10 protein-coding genes are annotated in these 12,592 nt (G+C 54.6%); 3 read left to right on the plus strand and 7 right to left on the minus strand.

What is annotated here, in order from left to right:
• Window positions 1–180 precede the first annotated feature (180 nt).
• From mglB to mglC, 3 genes are all read left to right on the plus strand, one after another.
• A complete protein-coding gene (gene mglB / locus NR114_RS01545; RefSeq protein WP_020825992.1) occupies window positions 181–1,173 on the plus strand; it encodes a galactose/glucose ABC transporter substrate-binding protein MglB in 993 nt (330 codons plus the stop codon).
• Between the two features lie 164 nt (window positions 1,174–1,337).
• A complete protein-coding gene (mglA, locus tag NR114_RS01550) occupies window positions 1,338–2,846 on the plus strand; it encodes a galactose/methyl galactoside ABC transporter ATP-binding protein MglA (RefSeq protein WP_020825993.1) in 1,509 nt (502 codons plus the stop codon).
• Between the two features lie 11 nt (window positions 2,847–2,857).
• Window positions 2,858–3,868, plus strand: coding sequence for a galactose/methyl galactoside ABC transporter permease MglC (gene mglC / locus NR114_RS01555; RefSeq protein ID WP_012005998.1), 1,011 nt, complete (start codon window positions 2,858–2,860; stop codon window positions 3,866–3,868).
• Window positions 3,869–3,934: 66 nt separating this feature from the next.
• On the opposite strand, the gene sanA is transcribed toward mglC, so the two are convergent.
• The 7 genes from sanA to metG all read right to left on the minus strand — a co-directional run bounded on the left by sanA (window position 3,935) and on the right by metG (window position 12,486).
• Complete coding sequence (sanA, locus tag NR114_RS01560; protein WP_020825994.1) at window positions 3,935–4,672, minus strand: outer membrane permeability protein SanA; 738 nt, start codon at window positions 4,670–4,672, stop codon at window positions 3,935–3,937.
• A 167-nt stretch (window positions 4,673–4,839) separates the two neighbouring features.
• A complete protein-coding gene (locus NR114_RS01565; protein ID WP_020825995.1) occupies window positions 4,840–6,537 on the minus strand; it encodes an NAD-dependent malic enzyme in 1,698 nt (565 codons plus the stop codon).
• Window positions 6,538–6,759: 222 nt separating this feature from the next.
• Complete coding sequence (gene cdd / locus NR114_RS01570) at window positions 6,760–7,644, minus strand: cytidine deaminase (protein WP_256813910.1); 885 nt, start codon at window positions 7,642–7,644, stop codon at window positions 6,760–6,762.
• A 135-nt stretch (window positions 7,645–7,779) separates the two neighbouring features.
• A complete protein-coding gene (locus NR114_RS01575; RefSeq protein WP_020825997.1) occupies window positions 7,780–8,475 on the minus strand; it encodes a CidB/LrgB family autolysis modulator in 696 nt (231 codons plus the stop codon).
• Window positions 8,472–8,879: a CidA/LrgA family protein gene (locus NR114_RS01580; protein WP_020825998.1), complete on the minus strand. Its 408-nt coding sequence runs from the start codon at window positions 8,877–8,879 to the stop codon at window positions 8,472–8,474. Before NR114_RS01580 ends, NR114_RS01575 begins: the two co-directional genes overlap by 4 nt.
• A gap of 136 nt (window positions 8,880–9,015) precedes the next feature.
• On the minus strand, window positions 9,016–10,239 hold the full coding sequence (locus NR114_RS01585; RefSeq protein ID WP_256813911.1) for an MFS transporter: 1,224 nt from the start codon (window positions 10,237–10,239) through the stop codon (window positions 9,016–9,018).
• A 219-nt stretch (window positions 10,240–10,458) separates the two neighbouring features.
• Entirely contained in the window at window positions 10,459–12,486 is a 2,028-nt protein-coding gene (metG, locus tag NR114_RS01590) for a methionine--tRNA ligase (protein WP_020826000.1), read from the minus strand.
• Window positions 12,487–12,592 lie beyond the last annotated feature (106 nt).

Consider the following 12,592-nt stretch of genomic DNA (forward strand, 5'->3'; position numbering starts at 1 on the left):
TAGGCGTTTTCCAGCGTAAAGGCACTTGCCGCTGCTGTTTTAACTCACGCTGGCGCCACATTTTTCAGGAATAACATGATTCACGGATGACAGGGAAACTGCCAGGCCCGGTCGTGCTGACACCGCCGGTTGCCCTTGGCCTAATACCGAGCAAGACCCTACATAAACCGGAGACACACAATGAATAAGAAGGTTTTCACCCTGGCCGCGACGGCCGCAGCCATGATGTTTGGCGCCGCAGCTCACGCAGATACCCGTATTGGCGTCACGATTTATAAATATGACGACAACTTTATGTCGGTGGTGCGCAAGGCAATCGAGAAAGACGCCAAGGCCTCTCCGGATGTCACCCTGCTGATGAATGACTCGCAGAACGACCAATCCAAACAAAACGACCAGATCGACGTGCTGATCGCCAAGGGCGTAAAAGCGCTGGCGATTAACCTGGTGGATCCAGCGGCTGCCCCGGTGGTGATTGATAAGGCACGCGCAAACGATATCCCTATCGTGTTCTACAACAAAGAGCCTTCCCGCAAAGCGCTGGACAGCTATGACAAAGCCTATTACGTGGGCACCGACTCTAAAGAGTCCGGCGTGATCCAGGGCCAACTGATTGAGAAACACTGGAAGGCCAACCCGAACTGGGATTTGAATAAAGACGGCCAGATCCAGTACGTGTTGCTGAAAGGTGAACCGGGCCATCCGGATGCAGAAGCGCGTACCACTTACGTGGTGAAAACGCTGAATGACGACGGTATCAAAACTCAGCAACTGCAGATGGACACCGCGATGTGGGACACCGCACAGGCAAAAGACAAGATGGACGCCTGGCTGTCCGGCCCTAACGCCAACAAAATCGAAGTGGTTATCGCCAACAACGATGCCATGGCGATGGGGGCGGTAGAAGCGCTGAAAGCGCACAACAAATCCAGCATCCCGGTATTCGGTGTCGATGCCTTGCCAGAGGCTCTGGCGATGGTGAAATCCGGCGCAATGGCAGGGACGGTGCTGAACGATGCCGACAATCAGGCCAAAGCCACCTTCGAGCTGGCGAAAAACCTGGCGGCGGGCAAACCTGCTGCCGACGGCACCCAATATAAAATCGACAATAAAGTGGTGCGCATTCCTTACGTTGGCGTAGATAAGGACAATTTGTCCAAATTTGTTAAGTAAGTTCTGAATGGCCCCGCCTGCGGTGCGCTGCCCAGCGCCAACACCAGGAAAGCCGCCGGCGGGGTAATTTTTCTTAAAATCACAGCCCAGATCCGATGAGTTTCAAGCTGCAGCTAATTAGGCGGCGGTTTGGAAGGTGTCGGGTCACATAGCCAGGTGTATTTATGGCCGACAGCCCACGCGAATTTTTGCTGGAAATGACTGATATCAGTAAATCATTTCCCGGCGTCAAGGCATTGGATAATGTGAATCTGCGCGTTCGTCCGCACTCCATTCATGCATTAATGGGAGAGAACGGCGCGGGGAAATCGACATTATTAAAATGCCTGTTCGGCATTTATAAAAAGGATGCCGGCAGTATTATTTTTCAGGGCCAGGAAATAGATTTCAAAAGCTCTAAAGAGGCGCTGGAACACGGCGTGTCCATGGTGCATCAGGAATTAAACCTGGTCTTGCAGCGCACCGTGATGGACAACATGTGGTTGGGGCGCTACCCGACCAAGGGCATGTTTGTCGATCAGGACAAGATGCTGAAAGATACCCAGGCGATATTCGACGAGCTGGATATTGATATTAACCCGCGGGATAAAGTGGGCACGCTATCGGTATCGCAAATGCAGATGATTGAAATCGCCAAGGCTTTCTCCTATGACGCCAAGATTGTCATTATGGATGAGCCCACTTCATCGCTGACGGAAAAAGAGGTGAACCACCTGTTCACCATTATCCGCAAGCTGAAGGAACGCGGCTGCGGCATCGTCTATATCTCGCATAAGATGGAAGAGATCTTCCAGCTGTGCGACGAAATCACCATTCTGCGTGATGGCCAGTGGATCGCCACCCAGCCGCTGGAAGGGCTGGATATGGACAAGATCATCTCGATGATGGTGGGGCGTTCGCTCAGCCAGCGTTTCCCCGATCGACAGAATACGCCGGGTGAGGTGATTCTGGAGGTGAAGAACCTGACCTCCTTGCGCCAGCCTTCGATTCGCGACGTCTCTTTCGATCTGCATCAGGGTGAGATCCTCGGCATCGCCGGGCTGGTGGGGGCCAAACGTACCGACATCGTCGAAACCCTGTTTGGCATCCGCGAAAAAATTGCGGGTACCATCAAGCTGCACGGTAAAACCATCAACAACCACAGCGCCAATGAGGCGATAAACCACGGTTTCGCACTGGTCACCGAAGAACGTCGTTCCACCGGGATTTATGCCTATCTGGACGTGGGGTTCAACTCGCTGATCTCCAATATTCGCAACTACAAAAATAAAATCGGCCTGTTGGATAACGCCCGCATGAAAAGCGATACCCAGTGGGTGATCGATGCCATGCGGGTCAAAACCCCGGGCCATCATACCCACATAGGTTCGCTGTCGGGCGGTAATCAGCAGAAGGTGATCATCGGCCGTTGGCTGCTGACTCAGCCGGAAATATTAATGCTGGATGAGCCGACGCGCGGCATTGACGTCGGCGCCAAATTCGAAATTTATCAGCTGATGACCGAACTGGCGAAGAAGGGCAAGGGGATCATTATTGTCTCGTCTGAAATGCCGGAGCTTTTGGGAATTACCGACAGAATACTGGTGATGAGTAATGGTCAGGTTGCGGGCATCGTCAACACCAAACAGACCTCGCAAAATGAAATTTTACGTCTCGCATCCCTGCACCTTTAAGGATCAGAATTATGAACGCGCTGAATAAAAAAACTTTGTTCACCTATTTCAAGGAAGGTGGCATTTACGTAGTGTTGCTGGTGCTGCTGGCAATTATTATTATCCAGGACCCGACCTTCCTCAGTCTAATGAACCTGAGCAATATCCTGACCCAGTCTTCGGTGCGCATCATTATTGCACTGGGGGTGGCGGGGCTGATTGTTACCCAGGGGACCGACCTGTCCGCCGGGCGCCAGGTTGGCCTGGCGGCGGTGATCGCGGCGACGTTGTTGCAGTCGATGGATAACGTGAACAAGGTATTCCCGCATATGGAAACCTGGTCGATCCCGCTGGTGATCCTGTTGGTGTGCGCCGTGGGTGCGGTGATCGGTCTGGTGAACGGTTTGATCATCGCTTACCTCAATGTGACACCGTTTATTACCACGCTGGGCACCATGATCATCGTTTACGGCATCAACTCGCTGTATTACGACTCCGTTGGCGCCTCGCCAGTGGCGGGGTTTGATCCCAAGTTTTCCACCTTTGCCCAGGGGTTCCTGCGTTTTGGCGACTTTAAGCTGTCGTACATCACCTTCTACGCCATCATTGCGATTATTTTTGTCTGGATCCTGTGGAATAAAACCCGCTTCGGCAAAAATATTTTCGCCATCGGCGGCAACCCTGAGGCAGCCAAGGTTTCCGGCGTGAACGTTCCGTTGAACCTGATCATGATTTATGCGCTCTCGGGGGTGTTCTACGCCTTCGGTGGTTTACTGGAAGCGGGCCGTATCGGCAGCGCCACCAATAACCTGGGCTTTATGTATGAACTGGACGCCATTGCGGCGTGCGTGGTAGGCGGGGTGTCCTTTGCCGGCGGCGTCGGGACGGTTCTGGGGGTCGTGACCGGGGTCATCATCTTTACGGTTATCAACTACGGCCTGACCTACATTGGCGTTAACCCTTACTGGCAGTACATCATCAAGGGCGGCATCATTATCTTCGCCGTGGCGTTGGACTCCTTAAAATACGCCAAGAAAAAATAGTTGTGTCTCAGCTATGAAAACGGCCAGCAAAAGCTGGCCGTTGCTGTTTCCAGGGCGGGATAAAGCTTATTTGGCCTTTTGTTTTTCCGCAGCCAGCTTGTGTTCCAGCTCAACCAATTGCTCTGGCGAAACTGCCGGGTAGCCTTGGGCATCTTCCGGTACGGTATGCATGGCTGAAATTGGGATCAGTGGCCCGAGGAAGCGCGGCTCGCGTTTTAGTATGTACAAATCGGTCAGTGCGCCAAGGCGGGCGAAGATCTCGCGTGCCCGTACCGTCATCATGTCTTTTGGCGAAGGAACTGCGTAGCACTGAGCCTGGATCCCCATATGCAGCGCGATAAACAGCGCGCGCTCGCAATGGAAGCGCTGGGTGATAATGATAAAGTCGTTGGTGTCGAACACTTTGCGGGTGCGTACGATAGAGTCAAGAGTACGGAAACCGGCATAATCCAGCACGATATCGCTGGGTGCTACGCCGGCGGCGATCAAATCGCGGCGCATGGTCATCGGCTCGTTGTAGCTTTGCTGGGCATTGTCGCCGCTCAGCAGCAGGTATTTCACTTTGCCGCTGTTATAGGCATTAATCGCGCCCTGAATGCGGTAGCGATAATATTGGTTGATCACGCCGGTGCGGTAATATTTGGCCGTGCCCAGTACCACGCCGACCTGGCGATGAGGCAGGCCTTGCAGTTCGTCATAGACGTAAGGCGCGGTTTTCCAACTGATCCAACGATCGAGCGCGAGAGCCGAAAGCATCAACAGCGCAGTGATGATGAACAGGCTGATTATCAGGCGTTTCCACATGTTATTGCCTTACGCGCACAGGGGCCAAAAAAGATGGCTCAAGGCTACTTTACCTGACAGGCCGACGCAAGCTTGACGCCCTATCAAGCAAGCATTGCACCGCATTTTTAGGCGGTTTGAGCATAAAAAAAGCCCGGCGAGCCGGGCCTGATGTTTAACTGTGCAAATCAGAATGAAGTGCGCTTATAGCTGCGGTATTGCGGGCGCCAGAAGTTGTGTTCGATGCCTTTCGACAGCGCTTCTTCTGAGGTGACCACAGCAACGCCTTGCAGCTGTGCCGCTTTACCCACTTCCATGGCAATGCACTTGGACACGCCCTGAATATCGTCGATATTCGGCAGCAGTGCGCCATGCCCATCAGTTGCCAGCGGCGAACAGTCGGCCAGCGCACGGCTGGCGGCCATCAGCATCGCGTCGGTGACGCGGGTGGCGCCGGAGGCCAGTACGCCCAATCCAATCCCCGGGAAGATATAGGAGTTGTTGCACTGGGCAATCGGGAATACCTGATCTTTGTAGCTCACCGGCGCAAACGGGCTGCCGGTTGCTACTAATGCAGCGCCTTCGGTCCAGTTAATGATGTCTTCCGGGCGGGCTTCCACGCGGGAGGTTGGGTTGGACAGCGGCATGACGATCGGGCGCGGGCAGTGCTTGTGCATTTCGCGGATCAGTTCTTCGGTAAACAGGCCTGGCTGGCCCGAAACGCCGATCAAAATGGTTGGCTTGGCATTACGCACCACGTCCAGCAGGGAAATGGCATCGCTTTCTGTCTGCCATGCAGTCAGATTCTCGCTCTTTTGCACCAGCTTGCTCTGGAAATCGAGCAGGTTAGGCAGTTTGTCGGTCAGCAGGCCGAAACGGTCGACCATAAAGACGCGCGCACGGGCTTCGTCTTCGCTCAGGCCTTCGGATTTCATCTGCGCGATAATTTGCTCGGCAATACCGCAACCTGCAGAGCCGGCACCCAGGAAGGTGACGGTCTGATCGCGCAGTTGGCTGCCGGCGGCGCGGCTGGCGGCGATCAGGCTGCCCAGCGTGACGGCTGCGGTGCCCTGAATGTCGTCGTTGAAGCAGCAGATTTCGTCACGGTAGCGGTTCAGCAGCGGGGTGGCGTTATTCTGCGCAAAATCTTCGAACTGCAGCAGCACGTTCGGCCAGCGGCGCTTGACTGCCTGGATAAACTCTTCAACAAAGGCGTGGTATTCGTCGCCTGAAATACGCGGGTGACGCCAGCCCATGTACAGCGGATCGTTCAGGCGCTGCGGGTTGTTGGTGCCGACGTCCAGCACCACCGGCAGGGTATACGCCGGGCTGATGCCGCCGCAGGCGGTGTACAGCGACAGTTTACCGATTGGAATGCCCATGCCGCCGATACCCTGGTCGCCCAGACCGAGAATGCGCTCACCGTCGGTGACAACGATCACCTTAACGTTTTGCTTGGTGGCGTTTTGCAGCATGTCGTCAATGCGGTCGCGGTTAGGGTAGGAGATAAACAGCCCACGCGCCCGGCGGTAAATATCGGAGAAGTGCTCACAGGCCTCACCCACCGTCGGCGTGTAGATGATCGGCATCATCTCGCTCAGGTGCGCTTCCAGCAGGCGATAGAACAGGGTTTCGTTGGTGTCCTGGATATTACGCAGATAAATGTGTTTATCGCTGTCGTTTTTGAAATCCTGGTACTGGCGGTAGGCACGTTCCGCCTGCTCTTCGATGGTTTCTACCGCTTCTGGCAGCAACCCGTGCAGGTTGAAATGGCTGCGTTCATCCTCGGTGAAAGCGCTGCCTTTATTGAGCAGCGGAAATTCCAGCAGAATAGGGCCGGCATAAGGGATGTAGAGAGGGCGTTTGCTTTCGTATTCAAGTTCCATGGCTTTTGCTCTTCAACGTATCGGATAACTTTATGGGCTAGATCCTAAAAGATCGGGGAAATATGTACAGCAATTGTTATCGGATCATGAGGTAAATTGGCGTAATTATCGACGATCAAGTCCTAATTTAACTAAAGAAAGTGTTTTAAGACGTGAATGCCATTGTAATCGGCTGGCGGGGCTGGTAACAGCGGTGCCGGGCAGCACCGCCGGGGGGCAGATTTAGAAAGTGATACGACTGACATTTTGGCAACCCAGCGCGGCCAACGTGGCGCGGGTGGCATCCCATTGGGTGAGGATGGCACTGTCGGGCTCGGCCAGCACCGCTCGAACCACTTTTTGGCAGTCGCCGCCGGAGACGTTCATCAGAATCAGCGCGGCCTGCAGCGGCGGCAGGCTGGGGTTGAAGGCTGCGTTTTCCGCATAGCGACCGCTATAAATCGTCCCGTCTTCGGCTTCCAGTGCGACGCCGCTGTGGGCATTGCTGTAGGGCGCGTGACTCTGATTGGCGGCAGCCAGCGCGGCCATCTCCAGTTCGTCGGTCAGCGTCAGTTGGAAACCATGATCGACGTGGTCCATCAGCAACGTGGCGATATTCAGGTCTTTCGGGCCGAAGGCATCCGGCAGATAGTCGCCCAGGGTGGCCGGTTCGCGACCGGGCAGACGAATTTTCAGCGTGGTACCACTGTTGAGTTCGTTCATAAACTGACGGCAGTGACCACAAGGCGTGTAATTAACGGTGATGGAGGCTAACGCTGATTCGCCGCGTAGCCAGGCATGAGTCACGGCACACTGCTCTGCATGAATGGTTTGTTGCATCGGCGCGCCGCTGAACTCCATGTTGGCGCCAAAATACAGGTTGCCGCTCTGCCCGCGAGCAATGGCGCCAACATAAAACTGCGAAATCGGCGCTAACGAGCAGGCCGCCGCCAGCGGCAGCAGAGCGAATGCCAGAGCATCATCATCCAGCCCGCAGCGCTGCTTGATAGCATCCACTTGTTCCGCCTTGAGCATGGCCGGAAAATCAGGCGCATCAAAATAAGGCAGCAGGGCGGATTGCAATGTGGCGGGCAGTTCAGCAAAAGCGGTTTGAAAACGCGGGTGCATAGAAACTCTCTCTACAGGTTAACGGGATAACATTCTAGGCAGCCCGGCGCGAATAAAGTGTGATGTAAATCTCTTTATTGATGAAATCAATGCAATGAAAACCATAAATGCGAGATGTATCGCAAGTTTTAGACCTTAGGCAAACAGGTGCAACAGTACCGGAAACAGAAACGGCGCCAGCAGCGAGGTGATGATGCCGCAGATCACCAGGGCCAGTGAACCAAATGCCCCTTCCTGATAGTCCATTTCCGCACAGCGTGCCGTGCCGAGCGCATGTGACGCGGTCCCCATAGCCAACCCGCGTGCCGAGCGGGTTGTGATTTTCAATACTTTGAACAGCGTATGCCCGAAAACCGCGCCGAGAATACCGACGAAAATCACGCAAACGGCGCTGATTGCCGGAATGCCGCCGAGCGACTCTGCGACCGCCATGGCGATGGGCGTGGTGACCGATTTTGGCATGATGGAAGCGGCAATTTCCGGCGTAGCCCCCATCCATAAAGCGATGGCGCCGCCGCTGATCATCGCGGTGAGGCTGCCGATAAAGCAGACGGCGATAATGGACTTCCAGCGCGCGCGGATCTGATGCAGCTGTTCATACAGCGGATAAGCCAATGCCACTACGGCCGGTTGCAGCAAGTCATTGAGGATTTTACTGCCCTGAAAATAACGCTCATAAGGAATGCCGGTCAGCAACAGCAGGGGGATGATCACCGCCATCGACACCAGCAGTGGGTTCAGCAACGGCATGTTCAGCCATTGCGCCAGTTTGCGCGCTGCAAAATAGATGGCCAGCGTCAGCGGTAATGACCACCAGATTTCATGGATCATTTTTCGCCCTCCGCGGCATCAGGCTTGCCGATGATGGTGCGTTCCCGGTGGAAATAATGTGAGGTGTAGCCGACCACCACCAACACCATCAGGGTGCTGACGATGCAGGACACCACCAGCGGCCCCAGATGCTCGATAATTTGGTCATAGTATTTCATCACTCCCACGCCGATAGGCACGAACAACAGCACCATATAGCGGATCAGCAGGTGGCAACCGGGTTTGACCCATTTGGCCGGCAGAATTTGGGTGGAGAGCAGGGCGAACAGCAACAGCATGCCGATAATGCTGCCCGGAATGGCGATCGGCAGCAGAGCCGCGATGGCATTGCCGGCGAACAGACAAAGGTAGATAAGGACGAATGCCCTCAGGTATTTCCAGCACAGAGTGAGTAGCTTGGCCATAACTTAATCCCGTTTAACCGATGCATTCATCATACAATTAAACTGTGATCTTCGCCACAAATCACACCATGAATTCTCTCTATGGCTACCATGCCGATGGGGCTGGTTGACAACCGCGATGAAAAGGGACGCAGGTTTATTCTGCACTGGCGAAGTTGGCATTCTGTTGTTGCCTCTGCGCCAGGCGATGCCCGAGAAAAAAGAATAGCAGGCTGAGCAGCGCAGCAGCAATCAACATCAGAAACATCATTTGCGGCGCGGCGTAGCTGAGAATAAAACCGCACAGTACCGGATTGATGGCGCCGCCCAGAGCGCTCAGGTTTTGTACGCCGTAATAGCTGCCTTTCAGGTGCTGTGGCGCGATGAAGTCGATAAACATATATTCCACCGGGATCACTATGATTTCGCCCAGGGTGAATATCGCCATGGCAAGGATCCAGAGCCAGAGCGATTGCCCGGCCAGCCAAAAACCGATCAGCCCGAGAATGAAAAATAGCGTGCCCAGCGTCAGCCAGCGCAGCATATTTTCCTGACGCATGCCGCGGCTGAGCAGATACTGCAGGGCGATGACGATACAGGCGTTGACGATCATCACCGCCCCAATGACCTGATAAGCGAACTCTGCATTAGAAACGGTGATCAGGTATTGCGATAAATAGCCGGAGAACTGGCCGAAAACCACCGCACCCAGCGTACTGCCAAGTGTGAAGTAAATCAGCCGGCGATCGTTACGCAGAATGGTCAGCGTTTGGCGAAAATTAGGGCGCGCGGTGGGCGTTGCATCCAGCGCGACCGGGGCCGTAGCGGGCTGCTTGCCCAGGATGAAGTTCAGCGTCGCCACCGTGAATAAAGCCAATCCACCGGAAAGGTAAAACGGCAACAGCGGATCCAGACCTGCCACCAGTACCCCCAACGATGATCCAACCGCCCAGCCGACGTTGACCAGCGTATAGTTTATTGAAAAGGCTTTGATGCGCTGCGCGACCGGCAGCCAGTCGGCAAAGCACGCTTTAATGGTGATGCCCAATACGGAATAGGCGGTATGTAAAATAGCCAAAACCACAACGATACCCCCCGGCCGCGGGATCCACGGGATAGCGAAAAAACTCAGGGCGAACAAAAGAATGGAAATCAGGATCAGCGTGTTTTTGTTGAATTTGTCTACCAGGTAGCCGCCATACAGGCTGGCGAAAATGCCGATCGCCAGGCTGATACCCAGAATGATGCCGACGCTTTTGGGCAGCAGATGAAAATGCCCGGTCAGATAGATGGTAATGAACGGCAGCGTTACGCCGCGGCCAATGGTCAGTACCAGCGAACTGACCAGCAAGGCGTTAATCAGCGGTGGGAATCCCTTCATATCAGACCTGTTTATGCATACAGTGATAAAACCAGTATGGATAACATAGCTCATTTTGGCCGTCTGGGAAGAGGCGATGTAAAAAAAGAGGTTACTTCGGTAAGCTCCTGGAGAGGGATTACTTGCCGGTTTTAGCCTGAAGCCTGGCGTATCACTACTGGACTAAGCGCATAAAAAGGGCCGAGCAAGCTCGACCCTTTAGAGGTTGGAAAACAGGTATTATTTCACCTGCATTCCTGGCTGTGCGCCGCTGTCCGGGCTCAGCAGGAAGATCTCTTTCCCTCCTGGGCCGGCAGCCATCACCATGCCTTCAGAAATCCCGAAGCGCATTTTACGCGGTGCCAGGTTGGCGACCATGATGGTCAGACGGCCTTCAAGCGCTTTCGGATCCGGGTAAGCGGAGCGAATGCCAGAGAAGATCTGACGTGATTCGCCGCCCAGATCCAGCTGCAGCTTCAGCAACTTGTCTGAACCTTCAACAAAGTCGGCGCTCTTGATCAGCGCAATGCGCATATCAACCTTGGCGAAATCGTCAAAGGTGATGGTTTCCTGAATAGGATCGTCCGCCAACGGCCCGCTGACCACTTTCGTTGCCGCCATGTCTTCTTTCGAGGCGCTAACCATTTCATTGACCTTATCCAGGTCGATACGGTTGAACAGCGCCTTGAATGCGTTGACCTGATGCCCCAACAGCGGTTGCTGGATGCTGTCCCAGGTAAGCTCGCAGTTGAGGAAGGCTTCGGTACGTTCGGTCAGTGACGGCAGCACCGGTTTCAGATAGGTCATCAGCACGCGGAACAGGTTGATGCCCATGGAACAGATGGCCTGCAGATCGGCATCGCGGCCTTCTTGCTTCGCCACCACCCAAGGAGCCTGTTCGTCCACATAGCGGTTAGCCAAATCGGCCAGCGCCATGATTTCGCGGATTGCACGGCCCGACTCACGGCTGGCGTAGGCGTCGGCGATGCTTTGCGCTGCGTCAACGAAGGTCTGGTACAGCGCCGGATCGGCCAGCTTGTCGGCCAGTTGGCCACCGAAACGCTTGCTGATAAAGCCGGCGTTGCGCGAAGCCAGGTTGACCACTTTGTTGACGATGTCGGCGTTCACCCGCTGCACGAAATCTTCCAGATTCAGGTCGATATCGTCAATGCGTGAAGACAGCTTGGCGGCGTAGTAATAACGCAGGCAGTCGGCATCCAGGTGTTGCAAGTAGGTGCCGGCCTTGATGAAAGTGCCGCGAGATTTGGACATCTTGGCGCCGTTCACTGTCACATAGCCGTGCACGAACAGATTGGTCGGTTTGCGGAAGTTACTGCCTTCCAGCATCGCCGGCCAGAACAGGCTGTGGAAATAAACGATGTCTTTACCGATAAAGTGATACAGCTCGGTCGTGGAGTCCTTACGCCAGAACTCGTCGAAATCCAGATCGCCGCGCTTGTCGCACAGGTTTTTGAATGAACCCATGTAACCGATAGGCGCATCTAGCCAGACGTAGAAGTATTTGCCCGGCGCGTCCGGGATTTCAAAGCCGAAATACGGCGCATCGCGGGAGATATCCCACTGTTGCAGGCCGGATTCGAACCACTCCTGCATCTTGTTTGCCACCTGTTCTTGCAGCGCGCCGGAACGGGTCCAGGCCTGCAGCATTTCGCTGAACGACGGCAGATCAAAGAAGAAGTGCTCTGAATCACGCAATACCGGTGTTGCCCCGGAAACCACGGATTTCGGCTCGATCAACTCGGTCGGGCTGTAGGTCGCGCCGCAGACTTCGCAGTTGTCGCCGTATTGGTCCGGTGATTTACATTTCGGGCAGGTGCCTTTGACGAAACGGTCGGGCAGGAACATGCCTTTCTCCGGATCGTACAACTGGGAAATGGTGCGGTTCTTGATAAAGCCGTTTTCTTTCAGGCGGCCGTAAATCAGGCTCGACAGTTCACGGTTTTCATCGCTATGGGTGGAATGATAGTTATCATAGCTGATGCCAAAACCGGCGAAATCCTGTTGGTGCTCCTGGCTCATCTCCGCAATCATTTCTTCCGGCTTGATACCCAACTGCTGAGCTTTCAGCATGATTGGCGTGCCGTGCGCATCGTCCGCACAGATGAAATGAACCTCGTTGCCGCGCATTCGTTGGTAACGAACCCAGATATCTGCCTGGATATGCTCGAGCATGTGGCCGAGATGGATGGAACCATTTGCGTACGGTAGCGCGCACGTCACCAATAATTTTTTCGCGACTTGAGCCATAGTGAGAACTTGGTTTCTGTAATGAATAAAAAGGGTCTTCGATGTTACCCGATCGCGCCCGCCACGGCTAGGGCGGTTTCTTTGTGCGGACATGCGCCGACCGGCT

The sequence above is a fragment of the Serratia sp. Ser99 genome (assembly GCF_024519545.1).
Taxonomy (GTDB): domain Bacteria; phylum Pseudomonadota; class Gammaproteobacteria; order Enterobacterales; family Enterobacteriaceae; genus Serratia; species Serratia liquefaciens.

Bases quoted from the DNA above. Each gene is read 5' to 3' on its own strand.
- mglB (WP_020825992.1), top strand. From the start codon at position 181: ATGAATAAGAAGGTTTTCACCCTGGCCGCGACGGCCGCAGCCATGATG.
- mglA (WP_020825993.1), top strand. From the start codon at position 1,338: ATGGCCGACAGCCCACGCGAATTTTTGCTGGAAATGACTGATATCAGT.
- mglC (WP_012005998.1), top strand. From the start codon at position 2,858: ATGAACGCGCTGAATAAAAAAACTTTGTTCACCTATTTCAAGGAAGGT.
- sanA (WP_020825994.1), bottom strand. From the start codon at position 4,672: ATGTGGAAACGCCTGATAATCAGCCTGTTCATCATCACTGCGCTGTTG.
- NR114_RS01565 (WP_020825995.1), bottom strand. From the start codon at position 6,537: ATGGAACTTGAATACGAAAGCAAACGCCCTCTCTACATCCCTTATGCC.
- cdd (WP_256813910.1), bottom strand. From the start codon at position 7,644: ATGCACCCGCGTTTTCAAACCGCTTTTGCTGAACTGCCCGCCACATTG.
- NR114_RS01575 (WP_020825997.1), bottom strand. From the start codon at position 8,475: ATGATCCATGAAATCTGGTGGTCATTACCGCTGACGCTGGCCATCTAT.
- NR114_RS01580 (WP_020825998.1), bottom strand. From the start codon at position 8,879: ATGGCCAAGCTACTCACTCTGTGCTGGAAATACCTGAGGGCATTCGTC.
- NR114_RS01585 (WP_256813911.1), bottom strand. From the start codon at position 10,239: ATGAAGGGATTCCCACCGCTGATTAACGCCTTGCTGGTCAGTTCGCTG.
- metG (WP_020826000.1), bottom strand. From the start codon at position 12,486: ATGGCTCAAGTCGCGAAAAAATTATTGGTGACGTGCGCGCTACCGTAC.